Source organism: Bordetella genomosp. 12 (assembly GCF_002261355.1).
In the GTDB taxonomy this organism is placed as follows: Bacteria; Pseudomonadota; Gammaproteobacteria; order Burkholderiales; family Burkholderiaceae_B; genus Bordetella.
In genome coordinates this window covers 1001307-1022053 of sequence record NZ_NEVU01000003.1, presented here as the reverse complement: position 1 = coordinate 1022053, position 20747 = coordinate 1001307, and the positions used below count along the sequence as shown (strand labels likewise).

Sequence of the window (20747 nt, the reverse complement as noted above, 5' to 3'; positions counted from 1 at the left end):
AGATCAGACCCCCTCCGCACGCGAAGGCGGTCTGATCTGACGCCTCCTGGATGACCTGCCCGCAGGGCTCTGGTCTCGTTCTCCGCTTGTCTCCCGGCGCATCGCCGATTTCCTTCCGGTTGAATCCCGGTGCTGGCGTTCGTCCATCGCCAGCGCCCCTGTTCGGAGAACTCCGATGCTGCACGTCTTCAAAGCCTTGTTTTCCACGGCGGCCCAAGTGCGCCATATTGGCCGCTACTTCCGCCGTGATCCCATCCTCGAACAAATTGGCCCCGACCACGGCGCGGCTGCCGACATGGCCCGCCGCAACGGCGCGCGCATGCTGTCCCTGGCCGAAGCGCCCGTCGATGCGCTCTACGCCGAACTGGGCAGCGGCCCGCAGGGGCTGAGCGATGAAAAGGCCGCAGCCGCGCGTTTGGTCTACGGCCCCAATCAGGTCGACCAGGAGCGTCCCCTGTCCTGGCCCATGCACCTGTGGCTGTCCTTTCGCAACCCCTTTAACCTGCTGCTGACCGCGTTGGCGGTGCTGTCCTGGGTCACCGATGTGCATCTGGCCGAACCGGCCGACCGCAGCTGGGCTGCGGTCATCATCATCGGCAGCATGGTCTTGATCGCCACCGTTTTGCGATTCGTGCAGGAGCGGCGTTCCAATCGCGCCGCCGATGCGCTGCGGGCCATGGTGCAGAACACCGCGACGGTATTGCGCCCAGGCGTTGCGCGCGGGCTGGAGCTGCCGCTGCGCGATCTCGTGCCCGGCGATGTGGTGGCGCTGTCGGCCGGCGACATGGTGCCGGCCGACTGCCGCATCCTGACGGCCAAGGATCTGTTCGTGGCCCAGGCCGCCCTGACCGGTGAATCCCTGCCCGTGGAAAAATTCGCGCAGGCCCGCGCTGGCCAGCGCAATCCGCTCGAGCTGGAAAACCTCGCCTTCATGGGCACCAACGTGGTGAGCGGCTCCGCCCTGGCGCTGGTGCTGGCCACCGGCAGCCAGAGCAGCTTTGGTCAATTGGCCGGCACCGTCACGGCCACCACGCGCGCGCCCACGCAGTTTCAGCGCGGGATCAACCGCGTGAGCTGGGTCTTGATCCGTTTCATGCTCATCATGGTGCCGTTGGTGTTCCTCATCAACGGCCTGACCAAGGGCGACTGGCTGGAGGCCTTGCTCTTTGCGCTGGCCGTGGCGGTCGGGCTGACCCCGGAAATGCTGCCCATGATCGTGACCTCCACCCTCGCCAAGGGCGCCGTGGCCATGTCGCGCAAGAAAGTCGTGGTCAAACGCCTGGACGCCATCCAGAACCTGGGCGCCATGACGGTGCTGTGCACCGACAAGACGGGCACCCTCACCCAGGACCGTATCGTGCTGGAGCGGCATATTGACGTCGATGGCATGCCCAGCGATGCCGTGCTCGGTTATGCCTATCTCAACAGCCACTACCAGACCGGGCTGAAGAATCTGCTCGACGTGGCCGTGCTGGAGCACGCCGAGGTCGGCCGGCACCTGAATCCGGCAGCCAATTACCTGAAGATCGACGAAATCCCGTTCGACTTTTCCCGGCGGCGCATGTCCGTCGTGGTCAGCGAGCGCGGTGGCGACGGCAGCCATGAGCTGATCTGCAAGGGCGCCCTGGAGGAGATCCTGGCGGTGTGCGCGCGCGTGAGCACGGCCGATGGCGAGGCCTGGCTGGATGACGCCGCCCGGGATGGCATCCGGCAAGCGACCAATCGCCTCAACGCCGAGGGGCTGCGCGTCATCGCGGTGGCCATCAAGCGGCTGCCCGCCGACCATGGCGCTTACCGGGTTGCGGACGAAAGCGACCTCACGCTGGTGGGTTACATCGCCTTTCTCGACCCTCCCAAGGAGTCGGCCGCGCCCGCATTGCGTGCCCTCATGGCCTCCGGCATCGCCGTCAAAGTCTTGACCGGCGACGTGCTCGCCGTGGCGCAGAAGGTCTGCCGCGAGGTGGGGCTGAAGGTCGATGAGTGCTATCTGGGCGCGGATCTGGACGCCATGGACGAGGCCGCGCTGGCCGCGGCCACCCAGCGCGGCACGGTGTTCGCGCGACTGACGCCGGCGCACAAGGAGCGTCTGGTGCGTGCGCTGCGCGCTCAGGGGGCGACGGTGGGTTTCATGGGCGACGGCATCAATGACGCGCCGGCGCTGCGCGCGGCCGATGTCGGCATTTCGGTCGACTCGGCGGTGGATATCTCCAAAGAAGCCGCCGACATCATCCTGCTGGAGAAAAGCCTCACCGTGCTCGAAGACGGTGTGGTGGAGGGGCGGCGCATCTTCTGCAACATGCTCAAGTACCTGAAGATGACGGCCAGCTCCAATTTCGGCAATGTGTTTTCGGTGCTGATCGCCAGCGCGTTTCTGCCGTTTCTGCCCATGCTGCCCATTCAACTGCTGCTGCAGAATCTGCTCTATGACTTCTCGCAGACCGCGATTCCCTTTGACCGGGTGGATCCGGAGCAACTGCAGGCGCCGCAGCGCTGGGATCCTGCCGGCCTGGGCCGCTTTATGCTGTTCTTCGGCCCGATCAGCTCCATTTTTGACATACTGACCTTCGTGTTGATGTGGTACGTGTTTGGTGCCAACTCTCCCGAGCATCAGTCCTTGTTTCAGTCCGGTTGGTTTGTTGAGGGCCTGCTGTCGCAAGCGCTGGTCGTGCACCTGATCCGTACGCGCAACATTCCCTTTGTGCAAAGCCGTGCGGCGCCTGCCTTGCTCATCATGACGGGGCTGGTGATGCTGGTCGGCCTGCTGTTGCCTTTTTCGCCGCTCGCGGCCTATTTCGACATGCAGCCCCTGTCCTGGATCTACTTCCCCTTCCTTTTGGCCATCCTGTTGGGTTATGCCTGGCTGACCCAGCTTCTCAAGAATGTCTGGGTGCGGCGTTATGGCTGGCAATAACGCGCTCCGTTACCCGCGCCAGGCGCTGGCGGCGCTGTTGGCCGCCAGCGCCTGGGCTGGCGGTGCCCAGGCCGACGATACCGTGCTGCAGCTCTACGGTCTGGTGGATGCCGGCATCTCCAGCACCCACGTCAGCGGCGGCGCGTCGTCGGGCACGCGCAATGGCCTGCTCTCGGGCGGGCAGAGCGACAGCCTCTGGGGGTTGCGCGTCTCGGAGCCGCTGGGCAATGGCTGGAAGGTCAACGCCGGCCTCGAAAGCGGTTTTGATCTCGTCAATGGTTCCGCCAACACTTCCGGCCAGTTATTCGACTACGGCAGTTGGGTGGGCCTGGCCAATGGCCGCTTCGGCGAAATCCGCCTGGGCCGGCAAGCCACCATTGGTGCGAGCTATGGCAGTGAGCTGGAGGTGGCGCCGTGGCGCGACATGGGCATGGGTGCCTTGTTCAAGGCTTCCGATAACTACCAGCGCAACAATCTGGTCAATCTGTACTCGCCGCAATGGGGCGGCTGGCAGGCGGGCCTGGGTTATGCCTTCGATGCCGCGGGCCCCGATGGCCCCCCCTCGTCCGGGCGGGGCCACGCCTGGAGCGCGGGTCTGCGGTACGACAGCGAGCCGTGGCTGGCTGTCCTGACCTGGGATCGTCTGCACCCAGGGACGGGCAGTGCGGCGGCGGGCCGCCAGCCCTCGGCCTGGCAGGCGGGCATGGCCTATCAGGCCGAGGGCTGGAAGCTGGCGCTTGCCTGGACCCGGCAGCGCGATGGCTATGTCGGCCAGGATGGCGGCGGCATAGAGGGGCTGGGGCCCATGGGCTTCGTGCAGGGCGGCAGGGCCGATGCCTGGCTGGTCGGCACCGAGGTCTCCCTGGGCGCGTCGTCCGCGCTGTTGTTGCAGGCCTCGTGGTCGCGTCCCGATTGGTCGTGGGAGGACGGGAAGCGCGCCCGCACCGTGCAGCTCTATACCCTGGGCTGGCGTCAGGATCTCTCGCCGCGCACCAGCGTCTACGCGTTTGTCGGCCGCATGCGGCACGGCAGCCTCGATGACGGTTTTACGCCCGAGGCGACCCGCAGCACGCGTGTCGCCATAGGACTGACCCAACAGTTCTAGCTACAATCGGCCGGACGCCGCTGCAATGCGGCCCAGCGCAGCGTTCAGGTTTCCTGGAGGTCCGGTCGCGGCATGGATGTTCTCGCTTGGCTCATTCCCTGGGAGTTTTCGCCCACGTTGGTGCTGGCCTTTGCCCTGAGCATCGTGCTTTTCGTGCGCGGGCGTCGAGTTCATCACGTTACGCTGGCACGGCAGTGTTTGTTCTGGAGCGGCGTCGTGCTGCTCTATCTGTCTTTGCACACGCGGCTGGATTATTACGCCGAGCGCATGTTCTTCATCCATCGGGCTCAGCATCTCGTGCTGCATCATCTCGGCCCCTTGCTGGTGATGGCCAGCTACCCCGGCTCGGTGATGCGCGCGGGCCTGCCCCTGGCTTGGCGCCGCCGTCTGCGTGATGCCTTGCTGACCCCCGCCGGCAAGACGCTCGTGGCGGGGCTCACGCAGCGGTTTTTCGTCCCTTTTCTGTTTGTTTTTCTGGTCCTGGTCTGGCTGTTGCCGACCGTGCAGTTCTATTCCATGCTGGACTGGCGCTTGTACCGGTTGATGAACTGGTCGGTGGTCATCAGCGGTTTGATGTACTGGAATCTCATCCTCGATCGGCGTCCGCGTCCTCCCGCGGCCATGTCGCCAGGGGGGCGGGTGCTCTCGCCCATCATGACCATGGCGCCGCAGATGGTGGCCGGGGCCGTCATCGCCTTTACCGAAACCGATCTCTACCCCTTGTTCGAATTGTGCGGGCGGGCGATCGCCCTGTCGGCCCAGACGGATCAGACCATCGGCGGACTGACGATGTGGATCCCGGCGGCCTTGGTGGAGGTGATCGGCCTGCTGGTGGCTTTGGGCACCTTGATGCGGCTGTCGGGCAAAGGCCGATTGCGGCGCGAAGACCGCCTGGCCCGGCAGTCACCGGGCCAGGCTCAGGGCGGGATGTAGACGGCAGGCGCCCGGCTTATTCGGGTGTCAGGCCGTGGTACTTGCGGCCGATGGCCACGGTGGCCTGGAACATCCCGGATTTGCTGCCGCAGTCGTAACGGCGGCCTTCGTAACGGTAGGCGAACACCGCGCGTTCGCGCATCATGGCCGCGATGCCGTCGGTGAGCTGGATCTCGTTGCTCTTGTCCATTTTGGTGGCGCGCAGGTGCGCGAAGATTTGCGGCTCCAGCACATAACGGCCGACGACAGCGAGGGTGGAAGGCGCATCCTCGGGAGCGGGCTTTTCCACCATGTGCGAGACACGCTCGGTGCGGGGGGCAACTTCCTTGGCGGCGACGATGCCGTATTTGCGGGTGTCCTCGCGCGGGACTTCCTGCACACCCAGGACGCTGCCTTGATGCTCGGCCGCGCAGGCGATCAATTGCGACAGTACTGGCTTATCGGCGTCGATCAGGTCATCGGCCAGTACAACGGCAAAGGGCTCATCACCCACGATGGGGGCGGCCGTGAGCACGGCATGACCCAGGCCCAGCGGAGCGGACTGCCGGATGTAGATGCAATTGACGTTGGGCGGCAGAATGTCGCGCACCAGCGCAAGCAGTTCGGTCTTGCCTTTCTTTTCGAGGTCGGTCTCGAGTTCGGGTGCCGCGTCGAAATGGTCTTCGATCGCCCGCTTGTTGCGGCCGGTGACGAAAATCAGCTCGGTGATCCCGGCGGCCACCGCTTCCTCGACGGCATATTGGATCAAGGGCTTGTCCACAACCGGCAGCATTTCCTTGGGCATGGCCTTGGTGGCGGGTAAGAACCTCGTTCCCATGCCTGCAACGGGAAAGACGGCCTTTCGCACGGTTTTCATCGAGACTCCAACAAATTTAATCGGTAGGTAGGTGGATGGCGAAAACTTTTTCTGGCTCTAGCTATCATAGTGCCATGAACCGCCACACCTGCTTATTTTCGCTCAAGGCTGGAAATCGTTCATTGGCCGCCTTGCTTTGTCTGGCACTTCTGGTGCCGGTGGCGCCGGCCGTGGCGCAGCCAGTGGGGTTGCCTTCCATGGGAGCGGCCTCGTCGGCCGATCTCTCTCCGGCCCTGGAACGCCAGTTGGGCGAAGCCATCATGGCGCAAGGGCGGCGCGACCCGACTTACGTCAACGATCCGGAGTTGGCGCAGTATCTCACCACCATGGGGCGCAAACTGGCCTCGCATGCGCCCGGCGGCGTGCCTGAGGTAGAGATGTTCGGGGTGCGCGATCCCGAGATCAACGCTTTTGCCATGCCCGGCGGTTTCATCGGCGTGAACACCGGCTTGATTGTCTCTTCGTCCAGCGAGTCGGAGCTGGCGGCGGTGCTGGCGCACGAAATCGGCCACGTCACGCAGCGTCACATTGCGCGCGGTATGACCCAGCAGAATCAGAACAGTGTGGTGATGATGGCCAGCCTGGCGGCGGCCCTGCTGGCCGCGCTGGCCGGCGGCGGGGGCAATCTGGCCATGGGGGTGGCGGCTTTCGGGCAGGCCGCGGCCATCAATCGGCAATTGGGGTTCTCGCGCGATGCCGAGCGGGAGGCCGATCGCACCGGCCTGCAGATGCTCACGCGCGCCGGGTACGACCCGGCCGGGATGTCGCGCATGTTCGAGCGCCTCATGAACGCCTCACGCCTGAACGAGGGGCTGGGCGGCGGCGCCTGGGCCAGCACCCACCCGTTGTCGATCGAACGGATGTCGGACGTGCAAAACCGCATCCGCGAGCAGCCGTCCTCGCGCTATATCGATAGCGATGATTTCTGGTTCATCCGCGCCAAAATGCGGGTGGTGCAGGGGCGGGATGCCGCCAGCCTGCGCACGGCTCAGCAGCAACTGCTGGATGAAAGCCGGGCCCTGTCGGGCGTGCGGCGCGCCGCGGCGGAATATGGCCTGGCGTACTACAACTTCACGCGCAACGACCTGGACCAGGCTCAGCATTATCTGGATCTGGCCTCGGCCGGCGGGCGGACGTCGCCGCAAATGGCCAAGCTTGCCATCGATATCGCCGCGGCGCGCAAGGACAGCGCGCGCGAGCTCGCCTTGGCTCAGGCGGCCATCAAACAATGGCCGGATCGCCGCGCGCTGGGCATGGCCTATGCGCAGGCCTTGCAGGACAGCGGCCGCAATGCCGAGGCCCAGGCCTATCTGCGCAAACGTATCGAGCAGTGGGGCAGCGACGAGCCCGAGCTGTATCAGCTGCTGGCGCAAAGCCAGGAGCGCACGGGGCATCCGGTCGATGCGCGGCGCGACATGGCGCGGTTTTACGTGGCCACGGGCGCCTACGCCGCCGCCGAGTCGCAACTGCAGCAGGCCCGCAATCTGTCCACGGATTTTTATGAGCAGTCGCAGATCGACGTGCAGATCCGCGAGGTCAAGCAGAAGCTGGCCGATGAGCGCGCCTTGCTGGAGCGCTTTCGCTCGGGATGAGGCGGCGGCCGGCTTACTTGCCGGTCTCGAAAAAACGGCCCAGGCGTTGCGGCAGCCAGTTCAGGTGCGCCGGAAACGGACCCGACGGAAATCCCGCGTGCCCGCCTGCCGCCGGTTGATGCAGCAGCACCTGATCGGCGCATTCCGCCGGCACGGGCAGGGCGCTTTCCGGCAGGAAAGGATCATTGCGCGCATTGAGCACCAGGGTCGGGATCCCGATCTTGGCCAGCCAGGGTTTGCTCGACGCGCGCGTCCAGTAATCCAGTGCGTTGCGGAAACCGTGCATGGGCGCGGTATAGGCATCATCGAAGTCGCGCAGGTCGCGCGCGTTGGCGATGCGCATGACGTCGATCGCGCCAGGAAAGCGCTTGGCCTTCTCGAGCACCTTGTGCTTCATGGTGCGCAGAAAATAGGGCGTATAAATGCGGCGCCCGAAAACACCCTGGCACAGCGCCTTGCCGCCGGCGACCAGGTCCAAGGGCACGGACACGCCGGCCGCGCCGGCCAGCCATTGCGTGCTGTCGGGGTGTTCGCCGAGATATTTCAGCAAGGCATTGCCCCCCAGGGACACGCCCACCGCATGCCAGCGGGCCTGCGGAATGCGGCGGCGCACGGTCTCCAGCATGAAACCGACTTCTTCGGAGTCGCCCGAGTAGTAGGCCCGGGCCAGGCGGTTGGGCACCCCCGAGCAACCGCGGAAATGGGCGATGGCCACGATCCAGCCCCGCGCGCGGAAATGGTGCGCGACGGATTGGGCATAGCGGCTGTTGCTGCCGCCCTCCAAACCATGGAACAGCACCAGCGCGGGCGTATCGGCGTTGCGCGGTAGGGAGTTCCAGTCTTCGGGCGCCATCCAGCGCGCGGCAGCGGTCTTGCCATTGACTGGCGCATCGCCCGTGAAGGCGCGCCCGTCGGCCGTCTTGTGCGGAAACAGGCCGGGGCCGGTCCAGTCGAAATCGACGAAATCCGTATCCGGCGTGTCCACCCGTTCGCGCACAAAGGCGATGCGGTGGTACTGGGCCAGCGACGCCGCGTACAAGGTCTGGCTATGCCCATCGGGCAGCCAGGACGGGACGGGGCAGGCGGTGAGGTCTATCCGTGTTGCAGCCAAGGAAAGCGCACCTAGTGCAAACGGTCGGGTACGTCGTGCAAATCCAGCACGCCGGCTTCGGCCGGCGCCTGGGAGGCATGATGCATGACCATGCGCCAGCCGGTCGGACCTTTGTGATAGATATTCGTGGCGTAGCAGTTGGCGAACTGCGTGCCTTCCCGCGTGAGCACCGTGATCTGTTCGACCAGCACATGAACCGCGCACATCATGCTCTGCACCACGACCGGGCGCAGGGGGCGGATGCGCAGCGGGCCATTGGCCAGCACCTGCTGCCAGGACTCGTGCACCGCGGAGTGGCCCACGATGCGCAGGCCTCCGGGATGGATGCAGACGACTTCTTCGTCGTCAGCCCAGATCTGCATGAGCCGGTCGGCGTCGGCCTGCTCGAGGGCGTCGTAGAAAGCGTGCTCGGCTTCGTCGGGAGTGGCGAACATGGCGGCAGGGGCAAGCGCTCGACGCGCGGTTAGTGACCGTGGACAACCGTGCCGGGTTTGAGCCGGTACTCGGTCCCACAGTAGGGGCAGCGGGCGCTGCCGGTGTGGGCGACGTCGAGAAATACACGCGGATGCATGCTCCACAGCGGAGCCTTGGGGCCGGGGCAATACACCGGCAGATCTTCGGCGCCAACTTCGATGGCATTTTGCGCGGCTTGGGCGGCGGCGGTCATGAGACGTTCCTAAAAAAACGTAAGACGATCAATCGTGGGAAAGGTTCATTGCTGCCGGGACGTGGCCGGCTGCGGGGCATCGCGGCGAAGCGAAAGAGGCGGACGGGTCGTCCGACCGGCGATCGCGGCCATCCGGACGAATCCACTACGATGAGCCATCGGCCTGCCTTCCTCCTTCCAGTGCGCCTTATTGTATCAAGCGGGAAGGTTACAATAAGGGTCAATTCGTGCCTTGGCCTACCTCAAAGTTGCAGCGTGGTACAGCGTTGCCCCGCCGGTTGGCGCCCTGGGCCTGTCTTTCCCCTATTTCTGTGAGCACCATGTCGTTGTTCCGCCAGAGGCCCGGCAGTGGCTTCTGATTCTTCCGACTGTACGCTTGAAGAAGCCCGGCAGATCCGCCACGAGCGCGGCGTTGCCTTCCGGCAAGGCGTGCACGCGATTGCCCCCGCCCTGATCGCGACGGGCACTTGGGGGCTGGTGACCGGTGTGGCGATGGTCAAGTCGGGCCTGACCGAGTCCATGGCGGTGACCATGACGCTGCTGCTCTACGCCGGGTCGGCCCAGCTCACCTCCCTGCCGCTCATCATGGCCGGCGCGCCGCTATGGCTTATCTTCGCGGCCGGTTTCGTGGTCAATCTGCGGTTTCTGATCTTTGGCGCCGCCCTGCATCCGTATTTTCGGCATTTGAGTTGGCCCAAGCGCCTGGGGCTGGGCTATTTCACGACGGATATGGGCTTTGTGTTGTTCATGCCGCGCTACGGCGAAGCCAGTGTGCGCGGCACGCGGGAGCAGCTCTGGTTTTTCCTGGGCACCATCAGCCCCGGCTGGGTGGTGTGGCAAACCGCCTCGATCATCGGGATTTATCTGGGCGCCATGGTGCCCTCGGCCTGGTCGCTGGATTTCGCGGCCGTGCTGGCGCTGATGGCCATCACGGTGCCGCTGGTCACGACCCGGCCCATTGTCGTGTCCGTCCTGGCCGCCGGTCTGGTGGCCTGGGTGGGGCAGGCGCTGCCGCTGCGCCTGGGTCTGGCCGCCGCGGTTATCGCGGGCATCGTCGCCGGCATGCTGGCCGAACGCTACCTGAAACGGCCGGCCCGCTGATGGACGATCACGATATCTACGTCTACAGCGCCATTTTGCTGCTGGGCTTGTGCAGCCTGATCACACGCTCGGGTTTCATGGTGTTTGGCGATTATCTGCCGCTGCCGGCTTCGGTGCGGCGCGCGCTGCGTTATGCGCCCGTGGCCGCCTTGACGGCCATTGTGGTGCCGGATTTTCTGCCCTGGCAGGCGGGCCTGGGGCCGGTCTTTGACTACAAACTGGTCGCCGCGCTCTTGGGGATTGTTGTTTTTTTGCGCACCCGCAGCGCCGTCATGGTGATCGTGGTGGGGATGCTGGCTCTCTGGGGCCTGCGCTGGCTGGCGGGTTGAACGCTTCCTGAGACAGCGGTCAGGCCCCCCGTGCGGCCCCGCTTTGACGGCCCGTACCGATGTCATGGCGCGGCTGAGCTAAAATAAAGTTATCCACCGCAATCCGGGCTAGCCGTAATCCGTTTTGTTCTTTTTCTCGTGGCCCGGTATCTGCCCATCCCGATGACTGAATCTACCTCCTCCGCCGCGCCCTCATCAGAGGCGCGCACCTTCGCCGATTTCGGACTTCATCCGTTACTGCTTAAGTCCATTGTCGAGACGGGCTACACCAGCCCCACGCCTATTCAGGCTCAGGCGATCCCGATTGTTGCGGAAGGGCGCGACGTCATGGGGGCCGCGCAAACGGGGACCGGCAAGACCGCCGCGTTTACCGTGCCCATCTTGCATCGATTGATGCCGATGGCCAACAGCAGTGCTTCGCCTGCCCGGCATCCGGTGCGCGCGCTGATCCTCACGCCGACCCGCGAACTCGCGGATCAGGTCTACGAAAGCGTCAAGCGCTACAGCCTGCATACGCCCTTGCGTTCGGCCGTGGTGTTCGGCGGCGTGGATATTGGTCCGCAGAAGGAAGCTCTGCGCCGCGGCTGCGAAGTATTGGTCGCGACGCCGGGCCGGCTGCTCGACCACGTCGAGCAGAAGAACGTCAATCTCAGCCAGGTCGGCATCCTCGTGCTCGACGAGGCCGACCGCATGCTGGACATGGGCTTTTTGCCCGATCTCGAACGCATCATTCGCCTGCTGCCGCCGCAGCGCCAGGGCCTGCTGTTTTCCGCCACCTTCAGCAATGAAATCCGCAAGCTGGGGCGTTCCTATCTGAACCAGCCGGTCGAGATCGAAGTCGCGGCGCGCAACGCCACGGCCGATACGGTCACGCAGATCGCCTATCAGATGACGGGCGAAGCCAAGCGCGCCGCGGTGGTGCATCTGGTGAAATCGCGCGGCCTGAAGCAGGTCATCGTGTTCTCCAACACCAAGATCGGCACGGCCCGGCTGGCCCGTCAGCTCGAGCGCGATGGCGTCAAGGCCGAGTCCATCCATGGCGACAAATCCCAGGCCGACCGCATGAAGGCGCTGGAAGCGTTCAAGGCGGGCGAACTGGAAGTGCTGGTTGCCACCGACGTGGCCGCGCGCGGCCTGGACGTGGCGGGCGTGCCCTGCGTCATCAACTATGACCTGCCCTACAACGCCGAAGACTATGTGCACCGCATCGGCCGTACGGGCCGCGCGGGCGCCAGCGGCGAGGCTATTGCCCTGTTCACCCCCGAAGAAGAGCGTTACCTGCTCGACATCGAGAAGCTGATCAAGCGTCAAGTGCCGCGCGGCAAACTGGAAATCCCCGCCGAGTTGCTGGCGGCCAGCCACGGCCGTGGCGGCGAACGCGGCAGCAGCCGTGAGGGCCGTGAGGGTCGTGAGGGCCGCGAAGGGCGGGACAACCGGGAAGGGCGTGACAGCGGGCGCGACAACCGCCGCGCGCCGCGCCAACCGGTGGACGACTTCTTCTACAAGCCCTATGTACCCGCCGCGTCCAGTGCCGCCGCGGAACCGGATGCCCCGCGCTCGCCGTCGACGGGCAAGCGCCAGCTGGCCGTGCTCCTGGGCGGCAGCCGCAAGCCTGACTAAGGTTGCGCTGCCGCAGGCCGGGCCGCATGGCGTTCCCGGCCTGGCGGCCATCACGCCGATCTTCTGACCCTACTGAGCCATCCGGGCCGCCGCAAGGCAGGCGCGGGCTCAGGCTTGCGTGAGCAATGCGCGGATATCGGGCAATGCGGTGGTGACGGCTGGCGCGTCGGCCGTCAGGCTATCGAGCAGGCGCTCCAGATGACCGATGTGCGGCAGCATGGTGCCGTAAAACAGCGTGCGCCCGCCCGCCTGCACCAGCAGCGTGGGGAAGTTCTCGACATCCTCATCGCCCAACAAATCGGGGTGGTCCTCGATATCCACCCACACGAAGACATGGCCGGGGCGCGCGTGTGCAAGGGCGTCGAGTTTGGGCCGGTATTGCAGGCAGGTGCTGCACCAGGCGGCGCAGAAACAGGCGATCAGCCAGGTATCGGGACGGGCCAGCGCCTGGCGCAGGCTTTGGGAGTCGGTTCCGGGCAAGAGTAAAGGCATGTGGGCAAATCGCAGCGTGTTTGACTATCATACCCGGCATGCCTTTCTTTCGGCGGCGCCCATGACCCTTCCTTCCCATCCTCGGGCCTACTCGGCCAGTACCGGGGCCGATGTGGCGCGCGCCTTCAAGCGCGCCTTCGTGTCCCAATTGCATCCGGGCATGCTGTTCGCCGTGCTTTTGCCCTTTCTGATCGCGCTGGTGGGCTCCATCCTGCTGCTGTGGTTGTTCTGGACGCCGCTGACGGACTGGCTGCGTCTGGAGGCCTCGCAATGGGAGATGGTCAACCGGGTCGATGAATGGTTGGTGGCCATCGGCCTGTTTTCGCTGAAGCTCTATCTCGTGCCCCTGGTGGCGGCCGCCATTTTGCTACCGATCTCGGGCATTCTGGGGCTGGCGATCGCCGCGGTGTTCGTCATGCCGCTGGTCCTGCGCCATGTGAGCCAGCGCGAGTACGCCGGCCTGACCCGCATGGGCCGCAACGCCACGGTCGTCAGCGTCTGGAACGCCATCTGGGTCAGTCTGTTGTTTGCCCTGGGCTGGTTGCTGACCTTGCCCTTCTGGCTGGTGCCGCCCATGGCGCTGCTGCTGTCGGTATTCTGGTGGGCGTTCGCTTTCACGCGCATGCTGCGCGTCGATGCCATCGTCGAGCATGCCAGCCCGCAGGAGCGGCGTTGGCTACTGGCCCGCCACAACACCGGTTTCTGGGTTATCGGCCTGATCTGCGCGCTGCTCAATCTGCTGCCCCCGGCCTGGATCATCCTGCCGGTGTATTCCAGCCTGGTGTATGCGCATTACGGTTTGCACAGCCTGCAACGCCTGCGGGCGCAGCAGGCGCCGATAGACGATTAACCTCATTTCTCTGGAATTCTCATGGCCGCAGATATAGCCGCCCGCCGCATCGGTCTGATCATCGTGGGTGATGAAATCCTCTCCGGACGCCGCCAGGATAAGCATTTCGCCAAAGTGATCGAAATGCTGGGCGCGCGCGGCATGCAGTTGTCGTGGGCCGAGTTCCTGCCCGATGAGCGCGACAAGCTGGTGGCGGCCTACCGGCGCAGCTTCGCCAGTGGCGATATCGTGTTTTCTTGCGGGGGGATAGGCGCTACCCCCGATGACCACACACGGCAGGCCGCGGCCGAGGCGTTGGGCGTGGATCTGGCCCTGCATCCGCAGGCCGAGCAGGCCATCGTGCAGCGCACCCAGGATCTGGTTGCCAAAGGGCAGGGCACGGCGGACATGAGCACGCCGGAGAACCAGCAGCGCCTGCAAATGGGCGTCTTTCCGCAGGGCTGCGAGATCATTCCCAATCCCTACAACCGCATCCCGGGTTTTTACATCCGCGAGCACAGCTTCGTGCCGGGTTTTCCGGTGATGGCCTGGCCCATGCTGGAGTGGACCCTGGATACGCGCTACCGCGAGCTGCAGCACACGGTGCGCCACAGCGAGCATTCTTTTCTGGTGTTCAACATGCCGGAGTCGCGCATCACGCTGTCCTTGCAGGCGCTGGAGTCGCGCTGGCCTGCCGTGCGCGCTTTCAGCCTGCCCAGCGTGGGTGAAGCAGGCGCGCCCGGACACATCGAACTGGGCGTCAAAGGCGAGCCCGAACCGGCGGCCGAGGCGCTCGAGTTCTTGCGGGCCGAGGTGCTGCGCCTGGGGGGACAGTTCACGGCCCCCGTAAAAGGCTGATGTCAGCCGGGCGGGCGTACAAATAAGGGTTGCCAAATGGCAGCCCGAATTTCACAATACGATAAATAAAATTTTGCTGCGTTGCCGCATTTCGGGCGCGCACGTCAGAGACTATGTCCCGTCAGCCTTCTGCCTCCGTCACCACGCCGGACCCCGACGCCGGTCAGCCGCAAATCGCCATCCAGGTGATAGAGCGCGCCATGAGCCTGCTTGACGCGCTGGCGGCGCAGCCGGAGCCGGTCACGCTCAAAGAGTTGTCGGCCACGACGGGGCTGCATGCTTCCACGGCGCATCGCATCCTCAATGATCTGGTCATCGGCCGCTATGTCGAGCGGGTAGATAACGGTCTCTATCAATTGGGCATGCGGCTGCTCGAGCTGGGTTCTCTGGTCAAGGGGCGCCTGAACGTGCGCGAAGCCGCGATCGGCATCATGCGCAATCTGCATCGTTCCACCGGGCAGACCATCAATCTGTCAGTACAGCAGGGCGATGAGATCGTCTACATCGACCGTGCATGGAGCGAGCGCTCGGGCATGCAGGTGGTGCGCGCCATTGGCGGGCGCGCTCCGCTGCACCTGACCTCCACGGGCAAACTGTTTCTGTCGACCTGGGATCAGCGCCAGGTGCGCGCCTACGCCTTGCGTACCGGGCTGGCCGGCCATACGCGCAACAGCCTGACCGAGCCCGACCGTCTCGAGCGCGAGCTGGCGCTGGTGCGCCGCCACGGCTATGCGCGCGACAACGAAGAGCTCGAACTCGGTGTGCGCTGTATCGCCGCCGGTATCCGCGACGATACCGGCCGCCTGGTGGCGGGGCTGTCGATTTCCGCCCCGGCGGAGCGCCTGCAGGACGAATGGGTGCGCCTGTTGACCGACGCGGCGGCCACCATCTCCGAGGCCCTGGGCTTCGAACCCGACGCCCACCCCGGCGTGGTGGCGGCCTAGTTTCTCGCGCCCCGGCAGTGCCGCGGGGCGGCGGCGCAGGCACGGCGGCATCCCCAAAAAAAACGGCCCCTCCTTGCCAGGACGGGCCGTTTGACCGTGGGGCGGGTTTGCCCGCCGCGGTGTTTACTGTTTCTCGACACCTGCCTTGGAGAACAGTTTTTCCCATTGCGGGACTTGTTGCTTGACCTTGGCGTCGAGCGCCTTGGGATTGGCCTCCGAAGACAGCACGGTAGCGCCGAGCTGCTTCATGCGCTCCTGAAACTTCGGATCGGCCAGGCCGGCCTGCAAGGATTTCACCAGCTTTTCCTGCACGTCCTTGGGCGTGTCCTTGGGCACCCACATGCCGTGCCAGATACCGACCTCAAAGTCCTTGAAGCCCGACTCGTCCATCGTGGGCAGATCAGGCAGCGTCGGCACGCGCTTGAGGCTGGTGACGGCATAGGCCTTGACCTTGCCCGAGGCGATCTGCTGGGTGGTGTTGGTGGTCTGGTCGCACAGCAGGTCGACCTGCTTGCCCAGCAAGTCGTTCATCGCCGGTGCCGTGCCCTTGTAGGGGATGGTCAGCAGATTCACGCCGAAGGCTTCGGCCAGCATCACGCCGCACAAATGGCTGGCCGCGCCGATGCCGGCATTGGCCAGCGAGATCTTGTCGTGATTTTTCTTCACGTACTCGGCCAGTTCCTTGATGTTGTTGGCCGGGAAATCCGAACGGGCGATGATGGTCATGGGCACGTCGACCACCAGACCGATAGGCGCGAAGCTGGTGTAAGGATCGTAGCCAGGGCTCTTGTACAGCGAGGGCGCGGTCGAGAAACCGGCATGCATCAACAGGATCTGGTAGCCATCGGCCGGCGCGCGGGCAACCTGGTTGGTGCCGATGGTGCCGCCTGCGCCGCCCTTGTTCTCGACGACGATGGTTTCGCCCAAGCTGGGACGCATCGCTTCCGCCAGGGAGCGCGCGACGTTGTCCGTCGGGCCGCCGGCGGCGAAGGGCACCACCATGTTGACGGGGTGATCCGGATAGGCGGCCGTTGCACTACCGGCGGCAAACATCGTGCCGGCGGCAAAAGCGACCGTAAGCGTGCGGGAAAGGCGATTCATGGGGTCTCCAATGCAGAGAAAAAAACGCTGCGAATGACTTGTTATGAATTTATCTTGGCCCAACTTGTAAGGGATTGTTATTAGTTGGGTGAGGGGTGAAGTGTAGGGAAGTCTGCGCCTGGCGTCACCCTGGGGAAATTCCTGACGGGAGGCGAAAATCGCTTTGCCGACAAGGATTTGCCGTTATTGTTGCGATGCACAAATAGCGCTTGACAGAGGATTTTTTCGACCTACAATACAAATTGTGCATCGCAACAAACGAGCCGGCGGTCAGTTTCACCAGGTCCGCGCCCGTTTGGTGGTCGGCCATAGGCCCGTCAGGCCAGGCCCATCCTAATTAATGTGAAGGAGAACCCCTATGAGCGCCATCCCCCAACAAGTTCTGGCTCGCCAGAAATCCGCCATTCAAACTCTGGTTGCGGCGCAAACCGCCGTTTTCGGTGGGTTCGAAAAACTCATCGACCTGAATCTGAAGGTCGTCAAGGCCACGCTGGATGAAGTTGCCCAGAAGTCGCAGCAAGCCGTGGATCTGAAGGATGCGCAGGATGCGGCTTCCTTCACGTCCGGCCTGGTGCAGCCCAGCGCCGAAAAGGCCCTGGCTTATGGCAAGCACGTCTATGACATCCTGAACGGCGTTCAGGTCGATCTGGCCAAGCTGGCCGAAGAACAGATCGCCGAAGGCCAACAGCAGATGCAGGACGCCGTTGAGCAATTCTCCAAGAATGCGCCCAGCGGCTCGGAAAGCGCCGTTGCCCTGATGAAGTCCTCGCTGGCTACCGCCAACAGCGCCTACGATTCGCTGACCAAGGCCGCCAAGCAGGCTGCCGAAGTCGCCGAGTCCAACCTGAACGCAGCGGCCAACGCCACGTTCAAGGCTGCCTCGGACGCCGCTGATGTTGCCACGAAGGCCGCCGGTCGCACGCGCCGTTCGGCTTGATGCACGTGGCCTGTTAACGGTCGGAAGCCTGCCGGTGTTTCTGCCGCCGGTTTTTTGCCCGGTGGGCTTGTTGTCCCGACCGTGTCGTAGTACTGTTGAGTGACAGAGCAGAGCTGGAATTAGGGCCACCCTTAACGGGGTGGCCTTTTTTTGTCTGCCTGGGGCGGGCGATCAGCGGGCGGCGCCCGTGTTCTTGAGGGTGCCGACGCATTCTCCCACCAGGGCCGGACCCCGGTAGATCAGGCCGGTATACAGCTGCACGGCATCGGCGCCAGCGGCCATTTTTTCGCGCGCCTGCTGGCCCGAGACGATGCCACCCACGCCGATGATGGCCAGCGCGCTGCCGACGCGTTGCCGCAGGCGGGCAATGACGGCCAGCGACAGTTCATGTACGGGGGCGCCGGACAGGCCGCCGGCTTCCGTCGCGTGTGCCATGCCCTGCACGGCGTCGCGCGATAGCGTGGTGTTGGTGGCAATGACGCCATCCACGCCGTGGGCCAGCAGCGCGTCGGCGATGACGTCGATCTGCTCAGTGGTCAGGTCGGGCGCGATCTTGACCACCAGCGGTACCTGCCGCTGATGCTGCTGGGCGAGTTCGGCTCGCTTGTCGCGCAAGGCAGCCAGTAATTCGGACAGCTCGTCGCCACCCTGCAGCGCACGCAGATTCTTGGTGTTGGGCGAAGAAATGTTCACCGTGACGTAATCGGCATGCGGGTAGACGCCGGCCAGCCCGATCAGATAGTCGTCGGCGGCGCGTTCGATCGGCGTGTCGGCGTTCTTGCCGATGTTCAGGCCCAGAATGCCGCCCTCGCTGCGGAAGCGGCTGCGCTGGACGTTGGCCAGAAAGGCGTCCAGCCCCTGATTGTTGAAACCCAGGCGATTGATCAGCGCCGTGGCCTGGGGCAGGCGGAACATGCGCGGTTTGGGATTGCCGGGTTGGGCGCGCGGCGTGACCGTGCCGACTTCGACGAAACCAAAACCCAGGTTGCCCAGCGCGTCGATATGGGCGCCATTTTTGTCCAGGCCCGCAGCCAGACCCACCGGGTTGCGTAATGTCATCCCCATCAGGGTCGTCGGCAGCCGGGGCTGGTCATGCAGCCAACGCCGCGTCGCGCCGCAATCATAGGCTCGTTGCAGGCCCGCGAGCGTGACTTCGTGGGCGGTTTCCGCATCCATGGCGAACAACGCCGGGCGGGCCAGGGGATAGGCATTGAAGAGGATAGACATGAGGCAGAATTGTAAGCGAGTCGGCGCCCGCGCGACGCGGGATCAGGGCGCGCGCCACTGCCCGTCGATATGGAGCTCTTGCGGCTGGAAACTGGCTTTATAGGCCATCTTGCGGCTGTCCTTGATCCAATAACCCAGGTAGAGCCAGGGCAGATCCAGCTTGCGGCACTGCTCGATCTGCCAGAGGATGCTGTAGGTGCCCAGGCTGCCCGCCGCATCCGGGTCGTAGAACGTGTAGACCGACGATAGGCCGTCTTCGAGGACATCGATGATGGAAATCATGGCCAAAGCCCCGTCGGGCCGGCGGAACTCCACCAGGCGGGTGTTGACCCGCGAGGTCAGCAGAAACTGCGCATACTGGCTGCGGCTGTCGTCGTCCATGCCGCCGCCGGGATGGCGGCCTTGCTGATAGCGGGAGTACAGCTCGTAGTGTTCGGGCGACCAGGCCAGTTCGGCCACGAAGGCGCGCAGATCCTGGTGGGCCTTCCAGGCGCGGCGCTGGCTGCGGTTGGGCGCGTATTGGGCGGTGTCGACTCGCACCGGCGTGCAGGCGCGGCAATTGTCGCAATGTGGCCGGTAAGTAAACAGGCCGCTGCGCCGGAAGCCCTGCTGCACCAGTTGGGAGTAAGTGCCGGCATTGATGAGGTGCCCGGGAGCGGCGACCTGCGAGCGCGCCTGATGGCCCGGCAGATAGCTGCAGGGGTAGGGGGCGGTCGCATAGAACTGAAGCGTCGAGAAGGGGAGTTCTTTGAGCTGGCTCATCCGGGGCGGCAGCCGGCGCGTAGAGGCGCGGCCGAACCCATATTAACGCTGAACCGCCAGGGCTACGATGTCGCCGGTTTGAAGCAGCCTGCCGGGCCGCCATGGCGGCGCCGGCAGCCGGATGGCTTGCGCCACGTGGGCCACGAAGCGGGAGCGGGGTACGGGCTGCGCGCCCAGGCTGGCCAGGTGACGGGTCTGTTGCTGGCAGTCTATCCAGGCCACGCCGTGGCGCTTGAGCAGGCCCACCAGGTAGGCCAGCGCGATCTTGGAGGCGTCGGTGGCGTGCGCGAACATCGACTCGCCAAAGAACATGCCGCCCAGGCTGATGCCATACAGGCCGCCGATCAGGCGGCCGTCCATCCAGGTTTCGATGCTGTGCGCCTGGCCTTGCGCATGCCAGGCGCAGTAGGCAGCCTGCACCTCGGCGGTGATCCAGGTGCCGGGCTGGCCGGGGCGTGCGCCCGCGCAGGCGGCCATGACGTCGGCAAACGCCGTGTCCACGCGCACTGTGATGCCGGCTTCGTCGGCTTGCTCGGCGCGCGCCAGTCCGCGCAGTTTCTTGCGCAGCGAGTGCGAGATGGCGAAGTCGTCACAGGCCAGCACCATGCGCGGATCAGGGCTCCACCACAACACGGGCTCGCCCTGCGAATACCAGGGGAAGATGCCTTGAGAATAGGCTTGCCGCAGGCGCTCGACCGAGAGTTCACCCCCGGCGGCCAATAGGCCGTTGGGTTCGGTCAGCGCCGTGTCGGGCGGCGGAAACGGCGTGTCGGCCTGCAGCCAGGGCAGCTTCAAGATGAGCGATGCGACTCGAGCGTGTAGTGGTGCGTCGGAAAGTGGCCCGTGCGGCGGTCCTGCAGGTAGCGCTCCAGCGTGGTGGCCACGGTGCGAAACGCCAGATCGTCCCAAGGGATTTCGGACTCGTCAAAAAAACGCGCCTCCAGGCTTTCGGGGCCGGGATCGAGCTCCGGGCCGAGCAAGTCGGCCAGATAGAAGATATGTACCTGCTCGATCTGGGGGACGTCGATGATGGTGTAGAGCTGGCCGAGGCGGATCCGTGCGCCGGATTCTTCCAGCGTCTCGCGCCCGGCGCCTTGCGCCGTGCTTTCGCCCAGCTCCATGAAGCCGGCCGGCAGTGTCCAGGTGTTGTAACGCGGCTCGATGGCGCGCCGGCACAGCAGGATGCGCCCTTGCCAGACGGGTACCGTACCCACCACCATGCGCGGATTCTGGTAGTGAATGGCGCCGCAGTGATCACAGAGGTCTCTTTCCCGGTTGTCGCCTTCCGGCACGCGGTGGGCAACGGGTGAGCCGCATTGGCTGCAGAAATTGGCGCGGCGCGGAGCCGGGAAGTAGGTGGGCGCGGTCATGG

21 protein-coding genes are annotated in these 20747 nt (G+C 64.9%); 11 read left to right on the top strand and 10 right to left on the bottom strand.

Annotation, left to right across the window (positions count from 1 at the left end):
* Positions 1 to 175: 175 nt before the first annotated feature.
* From mgtA to CAL22_RS16895, 3 genes are all read left to right on the top strand, one after another.
* Positions 176 to 2911, top strand: a complete 2736-nt coding sequence (gene mgtA / locus CAL22_RS16905) for a magnesium-translocating P-type ATPase (protein WP_094815256.1) — start codon at positions 176 to 178, stop codon at positions 2909 to 2911.
* Positions 2898 to 4016, top strand: a complete 1119-nt coding sequence (locus CAL22_RS16900; RefSeq protein WP_094815254.1) for a porin — start codon at positions 2898 to 2900, stop codon at positions 4014 to 4016. Before mgtA ends, CAL22_RS16900 begins: the two co-directional genes overlap by 14 nt.
* Before the next feature lie 72 nt (positions 4017 to 4088).
* A complete protein-coding gene (locus CAL22_RS16895; protein ID WP_094815252.1) occupies positions 4089 to 4949 on the top strand; it encodes a cytochrome c oxidase assembly protein in 861 nt (286 codons plus the stop codon).
* Between the two features lie 16 nt (positions 4950 to 4965).
* Here CAL22_RS16895 and galU read toward each other — a convergent pair whose 3' ends face one another.
* Positions 4966 to 5805 carry a UTP--glucose-1-phosphate uridylyltransferase GalU gene (gene galU / locus CAL22_RS16890; RefSeq protein ID WP_094815250.1) on the bottom strand — a complete coding sequence of 280 codons (840 nt, stop codon included), beginning with the start codon at positions 5803 to 5805 and terminating at the stop codon, positions 4966 to 4968.
* Positions 5806 to 5879: 74 nt separating this feature from the next.
* Here galU and CAL22_RS16885 point away from each other — a divergent pair, with 74 nt between their 5' ends.
* Positions 5880 to 7397 carry a M48 family metalloprotease gene (locus CAL22_RS16885; protein ID WP_094815248.1) on the top strand — a complete coding sequence of 506 codons (1518 nt, stop codon included), beginning with the start codon at positions 5880 to 5882 and terminating at the stop codon, positions 7395 to 7397.
* Between the two features lie 13 nt (positions 7398 to 7410).
* On the opposite strand, the gene CAL22_RS16880 is transcribed toward CAL22_RS16885, so the two are convergent.
* Genes CAL22_RS16880 through CAL22_RS16870 form a run of 3 tightly spaced genes read right to left on the bottom strand, consistent with a single transcriptional unit; the run spans position 7411 to position 9175 of the window.
* Positions 7411 to 8508: a YheT family hydrolase gene (locus tag CAL22_RS16880; protein ID WP_094815246.1), complete on the bottom strand. Its 1098-nt coding sequence runs from the start codon at positions 8506 to 8508 to the stop codon at positions 7411 to 7413.
* A gap of 11 nt (positions 8509 to 8519) precedes the next feature.
* Positions 8520 to 8942: a YybH family protein gene (locus CAL22_RS16875; protein ID WP_094815244.1), complete on the bottom strand. Its 423-nt coding sequence runs from the start codon at positions 8940 to 8942 to the stop codon at positions 8520 to 8522.
* Positions 8943 to 8971: 29 nt separating this feature from the next.
* On the bottom strand, positions 8972 to 9175 hold the full coding sequence (locus tag CAL22_RS16870) for a zinc-finger domain-containing protein (protein WP_029578974.1): 204 nt from the start codon (positions 9173 to 9175) through the stop codon (positions 8972 to 8974).
* Between the two features lie 429 nt (positions 9176 to 9604).
* On the opposite strand from CAL22_RS16870, the gene CAL22_RS16865 reads away from it, so the two are divergent.
* The 3 genes from CAL22_RS16865 (at position 9605) to CAL22_RS16855 (ending at position 12225) form a co-directional block, all read left to right on the top strand.
* The gene (locus tag CAL22_RS16865) at positions 9605 to 10276 is read left to right on the top strand and encodes an AzlC family ABC transporter permease (RefSeq protein WP_094815242.1); all 672 of its coding nucleotides are present in this window, start codon (positions 9605 to 9607) and stop codon (positions 10274 to 10276) included.
* On the top strand, positions 10276 to 10605 hold the full coding sequence (locus CAL22_RS16860) for an AzlD domain-containing protein (RefSeq protein ID WP_094815241.1): 330 nt from the start codon (positions 10276 to 10278) through the stop codon (positions 10603 to 10605). The genes CAL22_RS16865 and CAL22_RS16860 overlap by 1 nt, the downstream gene beginning before the upstream one ends.
* A 162-nt stretch (positions 10606 to 10767) precedes the next feature.
* Positions 10768 to 12225 carry a DEAD/DEAH box helicase gene (locus CAL22_RS16855; RefSeq protein WP_094815239.1) on the top strand — a complete coding sequence of 486 codons (1458 nt, stop codon included), beginning with the start codon at positions 10768 to 10770 and terminating at the stop codon, positions 12223 to 12225.
* Positions 12226 to 12333: 108 nt separating this feature from the next.
* Here the strand turns inward: CAL22_RS16855 and CAL22_RS16850 are convergent, their stop codons facing one another.
* Entirely contained in the window at positions 12334 to 12717 is a 384-nt protein-coding gene (locus CAL22_RS16850) for a thioredoxin family protein (protein WP_094815237.1), read from the bottom strand.
* 61 nt (positions 12718 to 12778) lie between these two features.
* On the opposite strand from CAL22_RS16850, the gene CAL22_RS16845 reads away from it, so the two are divergent.
* The 3 genes from CAL22_RS16845 (at position 12779) to CAL22_RS16835 (ending at position 15348) form a co-directional block, all read left to right on the top strand.
* Positions 12779 to 13567: an EI24 domain-containing protein gene (locus CAL22_RS16845; protein WP_094816734.1), complete on the top strand. Its 789-nt coding sequence runs from the start codon at positions 12779 to 12781 to the stop codon at positions 13565 to 13567.
* 21 nt (positions 13568 to 13588) lie between these two features.
* A complete protein-coding gene (locus CAL22_RS16840) occupies positions 13589 to 14404 on the top strand; it encodes a competence/damage-inducible protein A (RefSeq protein WP_094815235.1) in 816 nt (271 codons plus the stop codon).
* A gap of 113 nt (positions 14405 to 14517) precedes the next feature.
* A complete protein-coding gene (locus tag CAL22_RS16835) occupies positions 14518 to 15348 on the top strand; it encodes an IclR family transcriptional regulator (RefSeq protein ID WP_094815233.1) in 831 nt (276 codons plus the stop codon).
* A 123-nt stretch (positions 15349 to 15471) separates the two neighbouring features.
* Here CAL22_RS16835 and CAL22_RS16830 read toward each other — a convergent pair whose 3' ends face one another.
* Entirely contained in the window at positions 15472 to 16449 is a 978-nt protein-coding gene (locus CAL22_RS16830; RefSeq protein ID WP_094815232.1) for a tripartite tricarboxylate transporter substrate binding protein BugD, read from the bottom strand.
* Positions 16450 to 16807: 358 nt separating this feature from the next.
* On the opposite strand from CAL22_RS16830, the gene phaP reads away from it, so the two are divergent.
* Positions 16808 to 17386, top strand: coding sequence for a TIGR01841 family phasin (gene phaP, locus CAL22_RS16825; protein WP_094815230.1), 579 nt, complete (start codon positions 16808 to 16810; stop codon positions 17384 to 17386).
* A gap of 171 nt (positions 17387 to 17557) precedes the next feature.
* Here the strand turns inward: phaP and CAL22_RS16820 are convergent, their stop codons facing one another.
* The 4 genes from CAL22_RS16820 to CAL22_RS16805 are packed head-to-tail and all read right to left on the bottom strand — an operon-like array spanning position 17558 to position 20745.
* On the bottom strand, positions 17558 to 18613 hold the full coding sequence (locus CAL22_RS16820) for a quinone-dependent dihydroorotate dehydrogenase (RefSeq protein WP_094815228.1): 1056 nt from the start codon (positions 18611 to 18613) through the stop codon (positions 17558 to 17560).
* Positions 18614 to 18655: 42 nt separating this feature from the next.
* Positions 18656 to 19375 (bottom strand): arginyltransferase, encoded by a 720-nt coding sequence (locus tag CAL22_RS16815; protein ID WP_094815226.1) that lies wholly within the window; start codon positions 19373 to 19375, stop codon positions 18656 to 18658.
* 42 nt (positions 19376 to 19417) lie between these two features.
* Positions 19418 to 20170, bottom strand: coding sequence for a leucyl/phenylalanyl-tRNA--protein transferase (gene aat, locus CAL22_RS16810; protein ID WP_094815224.1), 753 nt, complete (start codon positions 20168 to 20170; stop codon positions 19418 to 19420).
* Complete coding sequence (locus CAL22_RS16805; RefSeq protein ID WP_094815222.1) at positions 20167 to 20745, bottom strand: NUDIX hydrolase; 579 nt, start codon at positions 20743 to 20745, stop codon at positions 20167 to 20169. The genes aat and CAL22_RS16805 overlap by 4 nt, the downstream gene beginning before the upstream one ends.
* Positions 20746 to 20747: the final 2 nt, after the last annotated feature.

Bases quoted from the DNA above. Each gene is read 5' to 3' on its own strand.
- CAL22_RS16885 (WP_094815248.1), top strand. From the start codon at position 5,880: ATGAACCGCCACACCTGCTTATTTTCGCTCAAGGCTGGAAATCGTTCA.
- CAL22_RS16845 (WP_094816734.1), top strand. From the start codon at position 12,779: ATGACCCTTCCTTCCCATCCTCGGGCCTACTCGGCCAGTACCGGGGCC.
- CAL22_RS16870 (WP_029578974.1), bottom strand. From the start codon at position 9,175: ATGACCGCCGCCGCCCAAGCCGCGCAAAATGCCATCGAAGTTGGCGCC.
- CAL22_RS16875 (WP_094815244.1), bottom strand. From the start codon at position 8,942: ATGTTCGCCACTCCCGACGAAGCCGAGCACGCTTTCTACGACGCCCTC.
- mgtA (WP_094815256.1), top strand. From the start codon at position 176: ATGCTGCACGTCTTCAAAGCCTTGTTTTCCACGGCGGCCCAAGTGCGC.
- CAL22_RS16820 (WP_094815228.1), bottom strand. From the start codon at position 18,613: ATGTCTATCCTCTTCAATGCCTATCCCCTGGCCCGCCCGGCGTTGTTC.
- CAL22_RS16840 (WP_094815235.1), top strand. From the start codon at position 13,589: ATGGCCGCAGATATAGCCGCCCGCCGCATCGGTCTGATCATCGTGGGT.
- CAL22_RS16850 (WP_094815237.1), bottom strand. From the start codon at position 12,717: ATGCCTTTACTCTTGCCCGGAACCGACTCCCAAAGCCTGCGCCAGGCG.
- CAL22_RS16815 (WP_094815226.1), bottom strand. From the start codon at position 19,375: ATGAGCCAGCTCAAAGAACTCCCCTTCTCGACGCTTCAGTTCTATGCG.
- phaP (WP_094815230.1), top strand. From the start codon at position 16,808: ATGAGCGCCATCCCCCAACAAGTTCTGGCTCGCCAGAAATCCGCCATT.
- CAL22_RS16830 (WP_094815232.1), bottom strand. From the start codon at position 16,449: ATGAATCGCCTTTCCCGCACGCTTACGGTCGCTTTTGCCGCCGGCACG.
- CAL22_RS16835 (WP_094815233.1), top strand. From the start codon at position 14,518: ATGTCCCGTCAGCCTTCTGCCTCCGTCACCACGCCGGACCCCGACGCC.
- galU (WP_094815250.1), bottom strand. From the start codon at position 5,805: ATGAAAACCGTGCGAAAGGCCGTCTTTCCCGTTGCAGGCATGGGAACG.
- CAL22_RS16860 (WP_094815241.1), top strand. From the start codon at position 10,276: ATGGACGATCACGATATCTACGTCTACAGCGCCATTTTGCTGCTGGGC.
- CAL22_RS16895 (WP_094815252.1), top strand. From the start codon at position 4,089: ATGGATGTTCTCGCTTGGCTCATTCCCTGGGAGTTTTCGCCCACGTTG.
- CAL22_RS16855 (WP_094815239.1), top strand. From the start codon at position 10,768: ATGACTGAATCTACCTCCTCCGCCGCGCCCTCATCAGAGGCGCGCACC.
- CAL22_RS16900 (WP_094815254.1), top strand. From the start codon at position 2,898: ATGGCTGGCAATAACGCGCTCCGTTACCCGCGCCAGGCGCTGGCGGCG.
- CAL22_RS16805 (WP_094815222.1), bottom strand. From the start codon at position 20,745: ATGACCGCGCCCACCTACTTCCCGGCTCCGCGCCGCGCCAATTTCTGC.